Below are 18281 nucleotides of genomic sequence, written 5' to 3'. Positions count from 1 at the left end.
TTGGTTATGTTAAATGGATTCTACTATTAAAATATTATTATTTTCTATTTTTATTACCTTAACTACTGCTCCTGAAGGGATTCTTTCATTTTCGGTCATGGCTTCCAATTCGTGAAATGCACCGTTTACACTAATCATAATTTTGCCTTTTCCCTTTTTGTTTTCAGGAATGGTCAAATAAACTTCGGCAGTTTTATTTAAAGTATTGGTGATTTTAAAAGAATTGTCTTCGGCTAGTTTTTGTACTTGTTTGATGACCAGAAAAAATAAAACCACAAACAAAACCCCAACGATAAAGGAAGCAACGATAAGCAATATGGGCTGATCGCCAATTGTGGAATAGAAAGAAATTCCTGTCCAGCTAAATCCTAACAAAAAATTGATCAGATTTCGTAATGAAAAAAGCTGAAAGTCTGAACCTCCGTCGTGCATATCACCATGAAAATCAGTGTCGAAACCATCAGCGACATCAAGCCCTGAAAAGGTAATAATGGTTTGAATAATAAAAATGATACTTGTTGGAATAGCGATATACCAAAAAGATTTAAGTAACGTGGGTAAACTATCTAATAGCTCCATAATTTCGATTTTTCGAATAACTTTAGGCGCTAATATCTTACTTTTTATGAAAGAAAACTAATTTGAATTAAAATTGATGTTCTGGTAGTGTCTAAATAAATAAAGAGTCGTGCCAGTTTATGACTATCATAAAAAGGGGAATTGTGTTGTTGAGTAGAGAATTGTAATCTTTGCTTTATATTCGATAAAAAAATCCCGAGCTTCCATTGGGATAACTCGGGAATTTAAAATTTTAATCAGCAAATTTTCTAATGATATATTCTTTGGTTTTATTGTCATAATAACCCAAATAATAAAAATTACTAATCTTAAATAAGGTTTGTGATGAAACATCGGTGTTTTTGTCAAAAAACGTTCTGATTTTATCAAATGCCAAAGGTTGTAATTCGCCTTTTATATTATTTCCCTCTTTGTCAAATAAACCTTCAATCTTCACGACTTTTCTATTAGTATAGGAGTTGAAGTTTTCCATTGTTGGATTGTATACTGCTGCTGAAATCAAAGCTCCAATGAAGCCAAATTGTCCTAAAGCCGCTTGTCCGCCTGATTGCTGAGTTGAAGAAACACCTCCAAAAGTAATTAGAGTATTTTCGCCAATATGATAGCAAGAAAGACCAGTATTTAAATTGTTTACTTTTCTAATAAACTGCGCTGAGGTTTCTAAGGTTCTTTTTCCTCCAAAGAAATCTCCACCTTCCTGATATATTTCGGAATTCTTGAATTCGATTGGTTTGGTAATATTAGCAAAATGTTCTTTTAAGATATTGTCATCCAAATCTTTTATGGTAAAATATAAAAGATCTGATGAAGTTTTTATCTGATACAGTTTATTCTCAAAATAGAAAGAGTTAGAATTTAAAGATATACGATCTCCTGGTATAAAACGTTGTTTTATCATTTTTTCTGTAGCAGTAAACGTGTTTAGATCAATAGTAAAAACCTGAGTAAAGTCAACATTAGTATCCAGAGTTATTATAATTTGGTTTTTATTAAAGTAACATTTTCTCTTTTTGGCTCCATCGGTTAATGAAGTTGGGTTTTCAGGAGTGATATACTTTAATGTATATGGAAGTTCAAAAGGAAGTAAATTTTCACTTAATACTCCATCTAAATCTGTTTTTGCATAAGTGCGTTTTACAAAGTGAAATCCTTCCAGCGAAATTGTTTTTGCATTATAGTTTCCGTCTTTGTCAAAAATATGAAGTTTCAAATTATTGCTTTTCCTGATAAAAGTTAAAATATAGAAATTCTCATTTTCGCTGAATTTTTGTAGAATTTTCTCTTCTTTTAATACGAGAGAATATTGTTTTGTTTCTACTTTGCGCGTATTAAAATCAAACAATTGCGTATAAATGTCCTGATAATTATCAGACGACCAGAATAATCTAGTATTGTTATTGCTGATATTATAACCAATCATATTATCATAAGTCTTAGTATTTGGTCTTTCGGTAGAAATACTATCAACAATTTGCATGTTTTCGTTAAGATGAATGGCTTTTACTTTTATTTTGTCACTAACAAATAAAGTAACATCCTTTTTTTCAGTATTTACAACCTGAAAAATGTCACGATTCTTTTTTAATTCAACAGAAGTAGAACTTACAATATCTTGCGAAAAAGAAAGTAAACTATTTAAAAATAGCGAGGCAAAGAATAATTTTTTGATCATTATTTAGTCTGATTTTTTTTGACGAATATCTTGTTTTTTTTTGAAAGTAAAAGAATAGTAAATAAAATGTTTCCGAATTTTCTTTTAAAAGGAAAAGCGAGAATCTATTAAGTGATTAACAAATTCACGCTTTTCAATAATTATAAAATTTAGATTAAACTTGTTTTTGTGTGGTATTACGCATTCATGATTTTTTTGCAGGCATTGTTAATTTCCTTGTCTGTAAAAGAACCAAGAGCGTTGGCCAACAATTTACTAGTTCTGATAGAAGTCACCATTTTAATTCGAAGATCCTGATCGTCACCCATTTCGTTTAAGAGAATGGTCTCGAAAATTTCAGACAAATGTTCTGGTTGATCTCTAAAGTCCTCTTCATACCAAAGTTCTGAAAGGAATTTTGCCATTGCTGTCATTACAGCTTGTTCTGATGTTTTTTCATTTTCTTTAGTCATAATCGAAAATTTTAAACGCACGAAACCCTCGCTTTAGGTGTGACTAAATATTCAAAGAATAGATTTAGGACAGTTTCCTGTTCCATCACCATGGCGAGGGTTCGCTTATGTTAACTTTTAATAAGTTTTTATTTAAAGTTTGAAATATTTAGTCGCGACAAACGTACAACTATAAATTCAGGTAAAAAGAAAAAAAATGAGAAATTTCTCATGTTTTAACATTTCGCATCTAACCTTTTACAAAAAAAGTTAGTTTATCGTTTCACCGTTTGGTGCATCAGTATCCGGGTTTACAAAAACCAATTTTCCTTCGGCATTTGTTGTCATTAAGATCATACCTTGACTTTCAACTCCGCGTAAAGCTCTTGGCGCTAAATTTGCCAAGACCGTAACACGTTTTCCAATGATTTCTTCTGGCGAAAAGCTTTCGGCAATTCCAGAAACAATCGTGCGAACGTCAATTCCGGTATCGATTTTAAGAACCAGAAGTTTGTTTGCTTTTGGCATTTTTTCAGCTTCAATAATAGTTCCTACGCGTAAATCCATTTTAGCGAAATCCTCATATTGAATCAATTCTTTTTGAGGTTCTGGTTGTTTACTTTCCGCAAGATTAGCAGTTTTTGTAGCTTCCAATTTATCTATTTGTTTTTGTATTTCTTCGTCTTCGATTTTTGCGAATAATAATTCAGCTTCACCAATTTGGTGCCCTGATGGAATCAATTCTGAATTTTCAGTAACATCATTCCAATTCAGTTTACCTTCATTTTTCAGGATTCTTGATAACTTAGCTGCAGTAAAAGGCAAGAACGGTTCTGCCAAAATGCTCAATGCAGCAGCAATTTGCAACGCCACATACATTTGAGTTTTTACACGCTCCGGATTGTCTTTCATCACTTTCCAAGGCTCTTCATCGGCAAGATATTTATTTCCTAAACGAGCAACATTCATCAATTCGCCCAAAGCTTCACGGAATCTGTAACGCTCAACCGAACTTGAAATCACGGCCGGATACGCTTTTAATTCTGCCAAAGTATTTTCGTCAACTTCAGATAATTCATTCGGAGTTGGGATAAATCCGTCGTAATATTTGTTGGTTAAAACCACAACACGATTAATAAAATTCCCGAAAATCGCAACCAATTCGTTGTTATTTCTCGCTTGGAAATCTTTCCAGGTAAAATCATTATCCTTAGTTTCTGGAGCGTTTGATGTTAATGCATAACGCAAAACATCTTGTTTCTCCGGAAATTCTTCTAAATATTCGTGCAACCAAACCGCCCAGTTTTTAGAAGTCGAAAGTTTGTTTCCTTCCAAATTCAAAAACTCATTTGCAGGAACATTGTCCGGCAAAATATAGCTTCCTTCGGCTTTAAGCATCGCCGGGAAAATAATACAGTGAAAAACAATATTGTCTTTCCCAATAAAGTGAACCAACTTCGTGTCTTCATCTTTCCAGTATGGTTCCCAATCTTTTCCTTCGCGTAAAGCCCATTCTTTTGTTGATGAAATGTACCCAATAGGCGCATCAAACCAAACATATAATTTTTTTCCTTCAGCACCTTCAACCGGAACATCAATTCCCCAATCAAGGTCACGCGTTACCGCACGAGGTTCAAGTCCGCCATCAACCCAAGATTTAACTTGTCCGTAAACATTAGGTTTCCAGTCGCTTTTATGTCCAATAAGAACCCATTCCGTCAGGAATTCAGTATATCGGTCAAGCGGTAAAAACCAGTGCTTTGTTGCTTTCAAAACCGGAGTTTCTCCCGTAATTGTCGATTTTGGGTTTATTAAATCCGTAGCATTTAGAGTCGATCCGCAATTTTCGCATTGATCGCCATAAGCTCCGTCATTACCACATTTTGGGCAAGTTCCCACTACAAAACGATCAGCCAAAAACTGATTTGCTTTTGCATCGTATAATTGCTCCGTTACTTCTTCAATAAAATCGCCATTATCATACAATGTTCTAAAGAATTCCTGAGCAGTGTCATGATGAATTTTAGCCGAAGTTCTAGAATAATTATCAAACGAAATCCCGAAATCAGCAAATGATTTTCTAATAATTCCGTCATATTTATCAATAACTTCTTGTGGTGTAATTCCTTCTTTTTTGGCTTTCATCGAAATTGCAACCCCGTGTTCATCACTTCCGCAAATAAACGCAACGTCTTTTCCTTGCAAACGTAAATATCTCGAATAAATATCTGCAGGCACGTAAACCCCCGCCAAATGCCCAATATGTATAGGTCCGTTGGTGTAAGGCAATGCCGCCGTAATAGTATATCTCTTTGGATTCTGTATCATAACTCAATTTTATTGAGTGCAAAAATAAGCAATAGAATTGAGATTTTGTTATTTCGCGGAGTTTCGCAGAGAAAAAGCGCCGAGTTTTTGTTTTAAAGAATGTGAATTAATCTCGCAAAGGCGCAGAGTCGCAAAGTTTTTTCTCATTGTTTGTCATTGCGAGGAACGAAGCAACCACACTAGAAACTCGACAAAGCTTTGATTTCTCTTAGTAGTTTTTTCAGGAGCTAATCCCGCTATCCGTTCCAATCTTTTACTTTTTAAAGAAAAAAGTAAAAGGATTTCCACTTCTATCGGGGCTAGGGCATTCGTTTTCATAAGAATGTTTTTTCGATTGTCAGGCTGAGCGAAGTCGAAGCCACATATGCTAAATCACTTTGCGGGACTTCGACTTCGCTCAGTCTGACAAGTTTGTGTATAATAATCACAGTACAAAAACTTTGCGTCTCTGCGACTTTGCGAGATTATTTCAATCCATAAAATAGAACCAGTTTAAACTAGCCCTTCGCCTGAAATCTTCAAAAAATATTTTGCAATCTTTGCCCTGAAAAAAAACAAAAACAAGTTATGAGCAAGACAAAATTAATCATCAATAAAAACGGATCTATCAAGATTGAAGGAGATTTCGAAATCATGGATCCGGAAGGAACAGTTTACGGATTACAAGGAAGAGCTGCATTAGGACTTTGCCGTTGCGGATTATCTGCAAACAAACCTTTTTGCGATGGAGGACACCGTAACAACTTCGAACACGATTCTATCGCATTCGATTTACCACCAATCAAAACCAACTAAGAAAATTTTCTGGTTACAATATAAAAGCTGCATCATGCAGCTTTTTTTAGTTAGATATAATACCCAATATTAAAGATCTATAATTTGTGCCCTTAGGCACTAAATATGGGTAGGAAATTAGTTCGCGATACGTTGGCGTGCCGTAGGTACGCAACAAAACAATAACTATTGCATACCTACGGCACGCTTTATTCCTATTCCCGTTTTTCTACCAACATTTAGTGCCTAATGGCACATTTTAGCTCTTGATTAGCATTATATATAAAGCTCGCCCCTCATAGTAATAACAGCAGAACCGCCAACCAAAATGTCATTATCTCTGCTCATCACTTCAATCAACGAAGGCTGACTTAGTTTTACGCCTTGCAGAATTTTATATTCGGTATTGGGTTTTGTGTATTTGTTTTTTGTCAAAAAGCCAATTAAAGGTCCGGCGGCGGTTCCGGTAGCGGCATCTTCATCTATACCAATTAACGGATTAAAGAATCTGGCTTCGACTATATTCTCGTGTTTTTCGTTAAAAATGGTAAAACAATAAAACCCTTCAAATCCGTATTCTTTCGAGATTTCGACTAAGCGTTTGTTGTCAGGAATACAATCGTGCAAGAATCGTCTGTTTTTTATAGGAACCATCAAATGCGCAACTTCGGTTTTGACAATTGTAGGCAAAAGTTCTCCAACCGTTAAGTCATCAATGGCCAAACCAAGTGCTTTTGCGATGGTCGAAGCCGGAACTTCCTGCAAAACAACAGCCGGTTTTTGATGCATTTGTACCACAGGATATTCAGTAACAGGATCAAAACTTGTGGTTAGTGGTATTGGATTATCTTTCATGATTACAAAACGATTCGTTTCGTTTTGCTCATCGAATATGGGCATCTTTTGATACAATGCCGCACAAACTGCTCCTAATAAATTGTGTCCTGCGCCATCAACCTCAAAACCAGTTGGCGTAAAAGAACGAACATTGAGCGCTTTTTGTATCGTAGAATAATAAACAAATGAAGTTTCAGAATAACCAAATTCCTTTGCGATATTATGATACGTTTCTAATTCGAGATTTCCATCTGTAAAAACAACAGACAACGGATTTCCTTTGTAACTTTTATTAGAGAATACATCTAAAACATAGTATTCTAATGCGGTTCTATCTTTCATTATTATAGTTTATTAGATGAAATTTTTCGATAGAATAAAGTTACCATTTGTCTTTTGATCTCAGTTACAAAGATTCGTTTTTCTTTTACAGCATTCGTTTTCCTTCGGCACTAAACTTTATTGCTTTTTCTAATCTTGCAATTCTGGTTTTTTCTTGTTTTGCGCTCATAATTACATGAATTATTACCTTTTTGTACGATGGTGCCTGATTATTGAAATATTCCCAGGCTATTTTATTAGCTTTAAATTGCTTTTCGAGTTCAGGATCCAGAATATACGCTTCATTTTCATGCGAGTAAATTTTAGATCTTTCTTCAGACCTGAATTCGAAAGCTTTTATTCCGGCTTCTTTCATCAATCCGGCCTTTGTGAGCGCTTCGATTTTTTTAATGTTGATCGCGCTCCAAATACTGGATTTTTTTCTTGGAGTAAATCGTATCGAATAACTTTCGTCGTCTATAGATCTTCGAACGCCATCTATCCAACCAAAACAAAGCGCCTGATCGACAGATTCTGACCAGGACATCGATGGTTTTTTGCTATTCACTTTATAGAAACCTACTAAAAGTTCGGTTTCTTTCTGGTAATGCTTTTCTAACCATGCTCTGAATTTTTCTTGGGTTGGGAAGAAAGTTGGATTCATTTATTTATCAGTTTTTAATGGAGGTGGAGGCGGTGGAAGAATATATTTTGAACTAAAAAAAGTTAGCTTTTTATTGCTTTCAATTAATTTCACTTTCTTTTTCCAGTTATAAATCCAATTAGCTAAAGAATCTAAATCTTTTGGAACATCATCTTTGTAACTATGTATTGCAATTGATTTTTTGATTGAATCTTTGTCTATGTAAATAGTGTAATAACTTCCATCAGAATAATTCTCAACATATTCGGAATTATATTTTTTTAATTGTGTTTTAGATATTAAATCAATCAGCTTATTTTTATCTTTTTGACTTATTAAAGCAATATAATTTGTTTTTCCTTTTGGAATATTTGTGCTGTCCCAAACATCATGTGCGTTCCAGTGTTCTCGAATATAAACGCTGTCGTTTGGAGTGAATTTTACTGAAAAACATGTTTCGAAAGTATTACTATAAGAAAAATCAAAATATTTAAATTTTACTTCTGCTTCTTCTTTTTTGCAGCTTAAGGAAAGTAATAAAACAAATGAAATAAGTAAGATTTTTATTTTCATAGCCAAGTTTTGTTGGTTTTATCAATCTGGATTTCTAATCGTTTGTCTTTACAATTAGTTCTTTATCTTTGTAAACGTAATGAAAGAAAAATAAATCATGGCAAAAGGACCTGAAAAAAATACCAAAAACAAGGCTTTGCATACCAAATTGCTCAATAAGAAAAAGGCCAAACTTCAGGAAGAAAAGCGAGAACGTGCATTACGTCTCAAAGCTTTAGTGGCAAAAATGAACGAAAAGAAAAATAGCGACGAATCCGGCGCTGTGTAAATCGAATGTTCTAATCTTCAAGTTCTTTCCAGCAAATGTCTATTTCTCGCTGAATTTCCTTTTCTAGTTTAGGAAGTTCATTTACAACCCAAAACTGACTTTCTTTAGTTAAATAAAACACATCTTCGTCAAGTTTAAATTTCATTGCTCCGTGAATCATCGCGATCATTAAATTCGTTTCGGTTATTCCGTTGGCAAAGTTGGGTTGTATCAAATACTTTAAAAGGTCTTTTTCGTATTCAGGTTTGTGGTATAAAGCATGACTCACTATCGGGAAATAGAACAGAAAATAACTATTTGTATTCGAATGATATTGAATTTTATGGATTTCAGAAATTAAAAGATCACATTGCAAATTTGTAGTTTCCTGATTTAATTCTTTTAATAATTCGAAAGTGTTTTTTGCGTTTGGGAATCTTTCACCCATTTTTTGTAGAGATGAAAATGTTGTCTCAAATTCTGAACATTCACTGCTTTTTTTCATTAATCGGATTAAAAATTCAATTTAGACTTTTTGTAAGCTTACTTTTTGATTTGATTTTTTCTTGTAAAAATACATACCCAAATACACCAAAATAAGATAAGGAAAATAAAACGGATAAAACATAAAAGCCTTAAGTGGCCAGCCAATTCCCATTTTGCTTATTCGTAGTTTTTTTACCGTATCTAAATTTTCAATGGCAACATTTTTCATTCTATCTGTTTCATTCAAATCACCAGAAGAATATCCATAATGCGAAAGAAGAAGTTCAGTTGAAAAATGTGACCACCACGCAAGAATCAGAATGAGAAAGAAGGTAATAAGCCCGGCCGAAATTAAATAGTACACAAAGAAATATCTAAATTTTTGCTTACGTAGCTTATTAAATAGTAGTACAGGAGAGATAATTAAAGCGATTAATAATGCGAATTTTATTGCCGTATTTAAAATTTCCATACTACTACGTTTAGATTATAATTATAAATTCAGAATCATTTTTACAATCCATAAAAGTATAATAAATCCCAGAAAAGAGAACTCTACAATATTTACTTTTTGATTGCCGAATTTTGAAACCAAAAAGCGATCAATTATTACGAGAATAATAACCGGAAGCAAACAAAACAAAATATAAATTCCCATTAATCCGTCTGGCGCAGAATTTCCGTCGATGAGCATTATGGCATAAATTATTCCTACTATAAGAGAAAATATGCCGGAGACGTAAAATAGGGTAAGGTTTTTTGGCAGGTCATCCATAAACTAAAGGTTTTTACGTTAGTAGAGAATTACTTTTTTCTCGCATTTTAATGTTTTTGCGATAGGATAAAGCATTCTCTTTGTTAACAGATGAACCTTCTCGAAAATGGTTGCGTTAAAATCTTGAATTTTTTTACGAAATTTTGCTTTTTTTAATTCTTGTAAAAGTTGAATTCTTCGATATCATGATATCCAAAAACTTCGATTTCCGGATGATCGTTGATTAAAGTTCTAATTTTATCTAAGGTTTCTAATCTTAAATCATTGTCTTCGGCTCTCATCTTGGCCAGTTGATTTACAGGATGATCGCTGTCAGTAAGTTCTATTCGCATATAATAGGCATCTGCGATATAGAATATCCATCCTTTTTCTGTTTTTAAAGCAATGCCGCAATGTCCTAAAGTGTGTCCGAAAAGCGGAATTAGAAAAATTTCAGTTTCGATATCTATATCAACTTTTCTGGCTTCGAATCCAAACCAGTTTAAATCTAATTTTTCGTAGGTTTTTATTGTTGGCTGGTGTAATAATGGTGTTTTTAAATACCTTGGATTTCCTGAAATATAGGCGTCACATTCTTCAAGTCCAACATGAACAGTTGCGTTTGGAAAATCTGCCAAACCGCCAATATGATCATTATCAAGATGCGAAATAATACAATCGGTTACGTTTTTAGGATCTAGCCCTAGTTTTTCTATTTGTCTGATTGCGGTTTGATTTTCATCGAAATGATAACCCACCATATCTATAAGTTGTTGACCAATTCTTTCCTGCGGTTTTTGAATGTCTAAAAGTCCAATTCCGGTATCGATTAAAATAAGTTTGTCGTTTTCCTGAATCAATAAACAATGTCCGCATACATTGTCGTTTACGGGTGAAACAATTTTTACACAGTTGAGGTGATGAATTTGAGGCATGATGATTTGTTTTTGATTGATTTAAAACTAAAAAGAGACTCACGAGTCTCTTTTTATGTTTTGTAATTTATATAAAGGCTATTTGCCCTTTAGTAATTTTTCTAAATATTCTACTTTTTCCTTTTCGGATTGAACTAACCTTTCAAAAAGTTCAACTACTTTATCAAGTGGATTAAAAGTAGGTTGAATGCTAATTGAGTTGATTGTTGAACTATCGTGACTAGTATTGGTAAAAGTATTATTTATAACATTAAGTACTGTTTCGTCACTATAGTTTTTAATTGCTTCGGCAGAAACGCCTAAAACTTCAGCAATTGCATTTAATTTTTCTTCATCAATACTTTCGCTTCCTTCAATATTAGAAATAGTTTGCTGGCTTATGCCAATTGCAAAAGCAAGTGCTTCTTGTTTCATGCCTCGAAGCTCTCTGATTCGGCTAATATTTCTGCCAATATGTTTTGGTTTTATCGCTGTGCTCATAGTTCAAAGATATTTAAAATTCTTTTAATTTTTCTTGTTTTGGTAAAATACAAGACAGTATTTGTAAAATACCATCGGTAATAGTTCGTAACAATATAATCTATTTCTTTCTTGCTATTTATTAAGTAAAAGTACTATTTTTCTCATAATTAAAGCCGAAAAAGCAAATTGTCATGGAGCCAAATAAAATTAAAAGCCTTGAAAATCTTAGAAAATTAACTGCCCGATATTGTACCACTTTAAACCCGTCTAAAGATAAAACAAAGTTTTACACCGCTCAAATTGAGTTATTAGATTATTATGAATTGGGTTGTGTTATTACCAACATGCTAAAATTATGCATTTTGGCGCTGGAAAACGATATGTATAGAATCTCAGAAACAGACAAAAATTCATCTATTAATGTAAGTCTCATTTTAGAAACCGTACTCAAGATGTTTCCTTTGGATGAATTTGAAATGTTAAGTGAAATTAATGAAATACTTGTTGGAGATTTTCAGGGTGTTGATGAATGAATTTTTTGTGATTGATTTTAAATTCGTGATATCTCTAATGTTATGAAATATTTTAGTTTCTGTTGAGATCATGATAATCCTTTTTTATAATATTAAAGATTTGTGATTCATAAACAATTTCAATTATTGACCATCCATTATTTGGATGTTTTTTTAAGTTTAGTGAATAAGTATGATCGGAATCTTTTTTAAAATTTTCATAATTAATATTATATGCTACTTTTTCAATTCGGGGTAAAAAGATGTAACCTCTTGGCTTAATTTGTAGTTTTACAATGTCATTGTCTTGATAAAATTCTTTGTCAGTTTTAAAATCTATACTTGATGAATGAAGAACAAGAGTTGAAACATAGAGAAAATAAAATGAAACTAGTGATAAGAAAATCCAGAGTGATTTGATATTTATGTTTTGGATTATTTTTATGTATTGGATTCCAAGTATAATCTTAAAAAATAAACCGGTAATAATTAAAGAGAAAAGTAAGACTAGAGGTGATTGATATTTAAAAATAATATTTCCAGAAAAATTAACTGAAAGAATTGATATCAAACTAAAAACAAACATTGGTGCCCATAATGAGAATAGAATTTTATGAGAAAGAATAGAGAAGTCATTGAATTTAGTATGATCAAAATAATTAGATTTTTTTAAGTTAAATGTTTTATTAGTTAAAATTATAAAACTTAAAAATATACATATAAATGATAAATAATGACAGACACTAAGAATTAATAATGAATCATTGGTAGGCTGATTTGTAGTTAATTCTACAATTTTGTCATATAAATAAATCCATATAGCTATTGTAGTAGTGAAAATTACAAATTGCATTGATATATCAATTTTTTCTTTAGCCATTTTTTGAAGTTGTAAGTAAGATTATTATTTATTAGTGGACTTATTTATTCTATATTAATAAAGTTGGTTAATTTATTATTTTGGTAGAAAGTAATTATTGAAAATTCTTTTTATTAATTCCCAAAGTGCATTTGCATTTTCGGGAGTAACATTTAATTGAATTACTACGCTAATAATTGTTCCTACAAAGAGATTTATCCAATCAAATTTGCCTAAATCTTTTGCAGTTTCGCTTAGATGGTCTAATCTCAATATTATTTCATTTTGTTGATTTAATATTAATGGAATTGTGGAAAGGCTATTCTTTAAAGATTCTATTTTTTGCGATATTTCGGTAAACTCGGAGAAAGAAAATTTTTCATTATTAAAATTATTTAGAAATTTAATATCTGAAATTTCGGTTTTAAATTTTTCCCATAAGTTTGGAGCAGTCACTTCTCTATTTAGAAAAACCAACCAATTTAGAAAATGATTTAAAGCTTCATTCCAAGTAATTTGGGAGCTACTGTCAATAATTTGTTCTTCTCCTGGTGAATAATTAACATATAAAACGTTGATAGATTTACTATCAGTAAAGGAGAAAAAAAAACTTTTATCGGGATTATATTGTATGCGTGTATTGTATGTTCCCTCTGATTCATTTTCAATAAATTCAAATTGATTATGAGAGAAAAAATCAATTTCTTGAATTATATCAAATAGCGAATTTTTTTGAGTTTTTAGTAGTTTCATTTTTGTTATAATTTCATTTTTTCCTTGCTAAAATAGTCTTTTTTCCTTCAAAATAATCTCGTAAAATAAAATCTTCTTTTGAATACCAGATTGCGTTAGGGATAGCAGCGAAAAGCCCACAGCCTGACGAAGGAAGTGCGAGGACTTGCAGCGAATAGCCCGACCGGAGGGAACGCCCAAAAATTTATTCTGAATCCTATTATTATTTCGCCGAAATTTGCAGGACAATCTCAAAACAAAAACAAAATGGAGGAATTTGGTAGAATAATAGTTTCTGAAACGGCAATGAATAGTGAAAATCTTCAGGATGTGATTCACTCTAATATTTCGGTGATTAATTTAATGCGTGAGGAAGGTGTCGATGACGAATTTATTCATGAAGATGCTTTGATGAGTTATTATCTTGATTATTACTATTCGCAATATGCCGAAGGTAATTTTGGTCAATTTGTGTATAAATCGGGTTGGAATAAGGAACTGAACGAACTTATCGAAGAAGGTTTGGCTTTGATTGGTGCCGAAAAACATCTTGAATTGTTTCAGCAACAAAGTAAAAAGGTGAAATTGATGAGCAGCGTAAAGCTGAATAAATTTGTAAGCGGAAAACTGGAAGGCGTAAACCCAACTCGTGATTTGCTAAACAATGATACTTTTTTTGAATTGGAAGAAAATCTGGTGACGCTAAATGCTGATTTCCTGAAAAATCATCCTGATTTCGAAGTGCTTTCGGTAGATGATATGTTTGCTGCTTTAGAGGAATATGTGGGGCATGAGATAAAGAGGGCTTAATTTTTATGTGTTTAATTGCAGAGATTTTTTAACCGCAAAGAGCGCTAAGGTTTTTGATTGAATGTCTCGAATTTTCGCGCAAAGACGCAGAGACGCGAAGTTTTATTTTCTTTTCGACTCTGCGTCTTTGGGCGATCAATAAATTCTAGTGGATTATTTTGTTCACCCAAATTTAAGCTGATTTTAAAAAATCATTTTAATCATTCTAATCTGTGGCTAAAAAAAAGTGGCTTCGACTTTGCTCAACCTGACAATTTGAAGAAGAACTCTGCTTCCGATGGCGGTCGGGATTACGCGATTAATTTCAAATTTTTTTAAAGAAAACTTAGGGAATCTTTGTGAAGTGTTGGTATTTGTTTGTGAAATAACTTTATTAATTTAGCCCTGAGTGATTTAGCGATTATAAAAGCCCAAAAATGAGATATAAATACTGCCAGATATTGCTTTTTCTTTTTCTTCAGATAGGATATTCTCAGAATAAAATAAACCTTTTTTCGGAAATTAATTATAGTTCGATTCCAGCGGTTGCATTAGACGATTATAAGTCGGTTCAGGAGCGGGATACGAAGTTTCAGAATCCTAATATTGCGTTGGGAATTGGAATTTCGGGCGGAGGTTCGAGAGCGCAATTTTTTAGTATGGGCGTGCTTTTGGGTTTAGAAGAAATTCAGGAAGATAATTCGCAGCGTAATTTTTTGAACGAAATCGACTATTTCTCAACGGTTTCCGGCGGTTGCTTTTCGGCAGGCTATTATTTAACGATTCTTAAAAATAAATTGTTTTATGATAATTGCTCCTTCAACGAATTCTACTTTTCTAAAGCCGATGCTTATAAGGATTATGTCGATAAATCGGCTAATATTCTTTCTCTTTTAAACAATAGCCGAAACGAAAAAGGCGATAAAATATCGATGACGCAGCGAATAGATTCGGATATTTTGCAATACGACGCGCTAAATCCCGATAACACGAATAAGTTTGGAACTCAAATGTTATTGTCGGATTTTTTTGTTCCAAAAAATAGTACCGCAACTCCGTCTTTGCCCATGTTTGTGGCCAACGGAACGGCCTTTAATAATGGCGAACGCATTCCGTTTATGCCACATATTATTAGAGGTCTAAATCTCAATTCGTCTTTGGCCCCCAATAAAGCTTCGATTGCCTTAAACGAAAATGAGGTTAACGATGGTTATAATTTCCCACTTACGTATGCTATAACGGCGAGTTCGGCTTTTCCGGGCGTTTTACCTAAAGTGAAATTTGGCGTAAAAAATCAGGAGAAAATATTGTGTATCGTCGATGGCGGCGCTTCGGACAATATGGGCTATAAAACTTTGGTCGAATTACTTCATAACGACACAAAGGTGAATGATAAAAACAAGAAAGCGCTTTTTATTGATTGTCTGGGACAAGGAAAGAAAACGCCTTATATCAACGATGCGAAAATAAGACTGATTTCGTTGTTCGAAACGGCTTCTTTATATACGGTTCAAACAAGATATATGACTTTTGATAAAGATATAGAAAACACGTTTGAACGTTATAAAATACCGGTTTCGAATTATCAGATTATTGGTTTTACCACTATTCGGGATTATTTGATCAAGATGAACAAGGATGAGAATTACGAAGAATTGGTAACCGAATTGAAAAACACGAACGATGAATCGAGTAGTTGGGTAAAGTTGTATGGTAGTTTTAAACTAGATCTAATCTCGAAGTTTGGCGAAGATTCGTTTACAAAAGATAAAGATGGCGAAGTTATCGTGGCAACATTAAATAAAGAGAAGTTCAAAGATTTGTCGCCACGACAGGTTTTAATGTTATACGAATATGCCTCGCACGTTGAAACCAAACTAAGAATTACGCCCGAAGAAAGAGAAGTTCTATTGCTTTCCGGACGTTTTGCGGCGTATTTAAAAACCAATGAATTGAAAGAATTATTGGTAGAACATAATTAATTTTACACGAAATTTGAATTCGTATTTAATCCTTACCACTTTGACTCAATCAATTTTTAGTTATAAAAAGATATTTTTTGCTTTATTGTTTTTGCCCGTTTTGTTATGCGCTCAGGAAAAAAACGATGAAAAGAAGGAAGATGTTTCCCGCTATTTTTATAATGATCATACAGTTTCTGTAGAAATTTGGTACGGGCCAGATCAAAAACCGGACAGTACTAAAACTTTTTATCCTAACGGAAAACTCAATGAGATTTTTTATTATGATAAAGGTTTAAAAAATGGCGATTCTTATCAGTACAATAAGCAACGTGAAAAATTGGTTACCTTGAATTATTCGCACGGAAAATTAGTAAGCAGGACCGATCATAAATTACCGTTTGGTAAAGACAGGGAAGAATCGGTAAAAAAAGCACTTCAGTTATTGACGGATATTAATACAAGAACTAATTACAATCCGGTCAAAGTGAATGATTTGTACAATCGTGGGGTTTTGAGTATTAGTTTAGGAAATACCACTTTAGCACTTGAAGATTTAAAAAAAGTAGAATATTCGATAGATAAAGATCCTAAAAACAAAGCGCTCTCAGATTCTTTGGCAGAAAAGAAAGATGTATTCAGAGGCAAACTTTACGACAGACTGGCGAGTATTTATGCCTCGCTCGATATGGATAGTTTTGCTTTTAATTATTATTTTAAAGCCATAAAAAATGCGCCTGACGATCTGCATATTTTATACAATTTTGCGGCTCTTTTGCAAGACCGAAAAGCGTATGATTTGGCAAGTTATTATTTAGAAAAAATTGTAACTCAAAAACCGGAAATGGCCGATGCGAGATGGGCGCTTGCACGATTGTATAGTGATACCGGCGAATATCAAAAAGCAATGGATAATATTATGATTGCTTTTAAATATGAAAAAGGCATCACAGAACGTAATGCATTTTACGTGGGCAGAAATCTAAAAACGACCAGAGGTTTGCTTTATCATAAATTAGGCGAATCAGATAAAGGAATTACAGATTTGAAAGACGCATTGAAAGTGGATAAAAATAATTCGTATGCGATGAAAAATCTCGGAATCATTTATCTTGATCAGCACAAATATAAAAAGGCATGTGAGTTGTTCCGTAGCGCTAACGAACTGAAATATTCTCTAGTTTATGATGAAACAGATTTGCCATCGTTGATAGAAAGTGCTTGTAATAATACTAAGCCTCAAATTCCAGATATTAAAAAGCCTGTAATTTCCCCAAATCCTGTTTCTACAATTGCTTCGGTTGAGAACTTTGATCTTAATTTTGATTATGAGGTTTTTAGTTTCGAATCGGTTTCGGTTTTAAAAGGAAAAAGCACCGATGGAAAAATCGATGTTTCGACATTAGCATCTGGTTTTTATTTACTAAAAGTTGTTGGAGGAAATTCAACAGAAATTTTTAGAGTGATAAAAGAATAGAGGGGATTAATAATTAATATAGCTCCAGAGGAGCGAAATATTTATAGAAAATTGTATTGGTTTTTTCTTCAAGCTCCATCGGAGCGATATATTAATACGCCAAGAATTTCACCCCGCTGGGGTTTAATTCTATTCTGAAATATCTTTGCCAAATCTCCTTGGATCTCTGTGGAATATCACTATTCCGGAACCACTTGTTCAACTAATTCTAATCTTTTTACAATAGAATTTTTAACCAGTATAGTTCCCGGCGACAATACGGCATTGGCTCCAACTCTGGAATTATCTCCAACCAAAGAACCAAATTTATCCGAGTTTGTTTCGATAATCTTGTTATCATAAAGCACAGATATTTTTTTATTCGCTCTTTCGTTATAATGATTTGCAGCAATCGAACCTGCTTCAAAATTGATGTTTCTGCCAATGATACTATTTCCGATATAATTAAAATGGGCAATCGCCGTGCCTGAACAAATAATGCTGTTTTTTATTTCGCAACCCGGACCAATTTTTACCGATTGATCTAAATAAACACCTTCTCTAAAATAAGCATTTGCCCCAATGTAGCAGTTCTCGCCAATAATGGCCGGTTTTTTTATCGTAACATTATTTTCGATCGTGGCCGATTTATGAATAGCGATATTGTCCTGAATGATGTAATCGTCACCCAGATTGAGGATCATTTTTTCGATTGTGTTTTTAAGGTCATTCGTAATATTCCATGGTTCTGAAGTAGAAAGATCGCTGAAAGTCTTAGAGAAATCTTCGATAAAATGGTCAATAAGCATAAAGATAATTTTTAATGGCAATTTACTGATTTTTTATTTTCGAAGATGTGAAGTTTCATGAAGAAATATTTAAAATCTCTGAGTATTCTTCGTGTATCTCTTCGTAATACCCCGCGAAATA

Annotated in this window: 21 protein-coding genes; 6 read left to right on the top strand and 15 right to left on the bottom strand. The window is 33.0% G+C overall.

Annotated elements, in window-relative coordinates; translation table 11 throughout:
- Nucleotides 1–9 precede the first annotated feature (9 nt).
- The 4 genes from L0669_RS04510 to metG form a co-directional block, all read right to left on the bottom strand.
- A complete protein-coding gene (locus L0669_RS04510; RefSeq protein WP_263761649.1) occupies nt 10–579 on the bottom strand; it encodes an NfeD family protein in 570 nt (189 codons plus the stop codon).
- Between the two features lie 232 nt (nt 580–811).
- On the bottom strand, nt 812–2251 hold the full coding sequence (locus tag L0669_RS04505; RefSeq protein WP_263761647.1) for a hypothetical protein: 1440 nt from the start codon (nt 2249–2251) through the stop codon (nt 812–814).
- Between the two features lie 176 nt (nt 2252–2427).
- A complete protein-coding gene (locus L0669_RS04500) occupies nt 2428–2703 on the bottom strand; it encodes a hypothetical protein (RefSeq protein ID WP_173969425.1) in 276 nt (91 codons plus the stop codon).
- 249 nt (nt 2704–2952) lie between these two features.
- Nucleotides 2953–5010 carry a methionine--tRNA ligase gene (gene metG, locus L0669_RS04495; protein ID WP_263761645.1) on the bottom strand — a complete coding sequence of 686 codons (2058 nt, stop codon included), beginning with the start codon at nt 5008–5010 and terminating at the stop codon, nt 2953–2955.
- A 567-nt stretch (nt 5011–5577) separates the two neighbouring features.
- Here metG and L0669_RS04490 point away from each other — a divergent pair.
- Entirely contained in the window at nt 5578–5805 is a 228-nt protein-coding gene (locus L0669_RS04490; RefSeq protein ID WP_263761643.1) for a CDGSH iron-sulfur domain-containing protein, read from the top strand.
- A gap of 255 nt (nt 5806–6060) precedes the next feature.
- On the opposite strand, the gene L0669_RS04485 is transcribed toward L0669_RS04490, so the two are convergent.
- From L0669_RS04485 to L0669_RS04475, 3 genes are all read right to left on the bottom strand, one after another.
- Nucleotides 6061–6963 carry a PhzF family phenazine biosynthesis protein gene (locus L0669_RS04485; protein ID WP_263761641.1) on the bottom strand — a complete coding sequence of 301 codons (903 nt, stop codon included), beginning with the start codon at nt 6961–6963 and terminating at the stop codon, nt 6061–6063.
- 85 nt (nt 6964–7048) lie between these two features.
- A complete protein-coding gene (locus L0669_RS04480) occupies nt 7049–7606 on the bottom strand; it encodes a YdeI/OmpD-associated family protein (RefSeq protein ID WP_263761638.1) in 558 nt (185 codons plus the stop codon).
- Nucleotides 7607–8158, bottom strand: coding sequence for a DUF6438 domain-containing protein (locus tag L0669_RS04475; protein ID WP_263761636.1), 552 nt, complete (start codon nt 8156–8158; stop codon nt 7607–7609). It abuts the gene before it with no gap.
- Nucleotides 8159–8255: 97 nt separating this feature from the next.
- Here L0669_RS04475 and L0669_RS04470 point away from each other — a divergent pair, with 97 nt between their 5' ends.
- Nucleotides 8256–8426 carry a hypothetical protein gene (locus tag L0669_RS04470; RefSeq protein ID WP_263761634.1) on the top strand — a complete coding sequence of 57 codons (171 nt, stop codon included), beginning with the start codon at nt 8256–8258 and terminating at the stop codon, nt 8424–8426.
- Nucleotides 8427–8436: 10 nt separating this feature from the next.
- Here the strand turns inward: L0669_RS04470 and L0669_RS04465 are convergent, their stop codons facing one another.
- The 5 genes from L0669_RS04465 to L0669_RS04445 all read right to left on the bottom strand — a co-directional run bounded on the left by L0669_RS04465 (nt 8437) and on the right by L0669_RS04445 (nt 11060).
- Nucleotides 8437–8853 (bottom strand): hypothetical protein, encoded by a 417-nt coding sequence (locus L0669_RS04465; protein WP_263761632.1) that lies wholly within the window; start codon nt 8851–8853, stop codon nt 8437–8439.
- Nucleotides 8854–8931: 78 nt separating this feature from the next.
- Nucleotides 8932–9363 (bottom strand): hypothetical protein, encoded by a 432-nt coding sequence (locus tag L0669_RS04460; protein ID WP_263761631.1) that lies wholly within the window; start codon nt 9361–9363, stop codon nt 8932–8934.
- 21 nt (nt 9364–9384) lie between these two features.
- Nucleotides 9385–9666, bottom strand: coding sequence for a hypothetical protein (locus tag L0669_RS04455; protein ID WP_173969417.1), 282 nt, complete (start codon nt 9664–9666; stop codon nt 9385–9387).
- Nucleotides 9667–9818: 152 nt separating this feature from the next.
- Nucleotides 9819–10580, bottom strand: coding sequence for an MBL fold metallo-hydrolase (locus tag L0669_RS04450; protein ID WP_263761629.1), 762 nt, complete (start codon nt 10578–10580; stop codon nt 9819–9821).
- Nucleotides 10581–10658: 78 nt separating this feature from the next.
- The gene (locus L0669_RS04445; RefSeq protein WP_263761627.1) at nt 10659–11060 is read right to left on the bottom strand and encodes a helix-turn-helix domain-containing protein; all 402 of its coding nucleotides are present in this window, start codon (nt 11058–11060) and stop codon (nt 10659–10661) included.
- A gap of 173 nt (nt 11061–11233) precedes the next feature.
- On the opposite strand from L0669_RS04445, the gene L0669_RS04440 reads away from it, so the two are divergent.
- Nucleotides 11234–11575, top strand: coding sequence for a hypothetical protein (locus L0669_RS04440; RefSeq protein WP_263761625.1), 342 nt, complete (start codon nt 11234–11236; stop codon nt 11573–11575).
- A 52-nt stretch (nt 11576–11627) separates the two neighbouring features.
- Here the strand turns inward: L0669_RS04440 and L0669_RS04435 are convergent, their stop codons facing one another.
- Both L0669_RS04435 and L0669_RS04430 read right to left on the bottom strand, forming a co-directional pair.
- Nucleotides 11628–12434: a hypothetical protein gene (locus tag L0669_RS04435; protein ID WP_263761623.1), complete on the bottom strand. Its 807-nt coding sequence runs from the start codon at nt 12432–12434 to the stop codon at nt 11628–11630.
- A 75-nt stretch (nt 12435–12509) separates the two neighbouring features.
- Complete coding sequence (locus L0669_RS04430; protein ID WP_263761621.1) at nt 12510–13166, bottom strand: hypothetical protein; 657 nt, start codon at nt 13164–13166, stop codon at nt 12510–12512.
- A gap of 246 nt (nt 13167–13412) precedes the next feature.
- Between L0669_RS04430 and L0669_RS04425 the strand changes: the two genes are divergently transcribed.
- The 3 genes from L0669_RS04425 to L0669_RS04415 all read left to right on the top strand — a co-directional run bounded on the left by L0669_RS04425 (nt 13413) and on the right by L0669_RS04415 (nt 17372).
- Complete coding sequence (locus tag L0669_RS04425) at nt 13413–13955, top strand: DMP19 family protein (protein WP_263761619.1); 543 nt, start codon at nt 13413–13415, stop codon at nt 13953–13955.
- 416 nt (nt 13956–14371) lie between these two features.
- The gene (locus tag L0669_RS04420) at nt 14372–15916 is read left to right on the top strand and encodes a patatin-like phospholipase family protein (RefSeq protein WP_263761617.1); all 1545 of its coding nucleotides are present in this window, start codon (nt 14372–14374) and stop codon (nt 15914–15916) included.
- A 40-nt stretch (nt 15917–15956) separates the two neighbouring features.
- Nucleotides 15957–17372 (top strand): tetratricopeptide repeat protein, encoded by a 1416-nt coding sequence (locus L0669_RS04415; protein WP_263761615.1) that lies wholly within the window; start codon nt 15957–15959, stop codon nt 17370–17372.
- A 179-nt stretch (nt 17373–17551) separates the two neighbouring features.
- Here the strand turns inward: L0669_RS04415 and L0669_RS04410 are convergent, their stop codons facing one another.
- A complete protein-coding gene (locus L0669_RS04410; protein WP_263761613.1) occupies nt 17552–18160 on the bottom strand; it encodes a DapH/DapD/GlmU-related protein in 609 nt (202 codons plus the stop codon).
- Nucleotides 18161–18281 lie beyond the last annotated feature (121 nt).

Origin of the sequence: Flavobacterium bizetiae (assembly GCF_024271895.1) — a bacterium.
GTDB classification, from domain to species: Bacteria; Bacteroidota; Bacteroidia; order Flavobacteriales; family Flavobacteriaceae; genus Flavobacterium; species Flavobacterium bizetiae.
The sequence above is the reverse complement of the archived record's forward strand: the minus strand, read 5'-3'. Positions and strand labels throughout refer to the sequence as shown.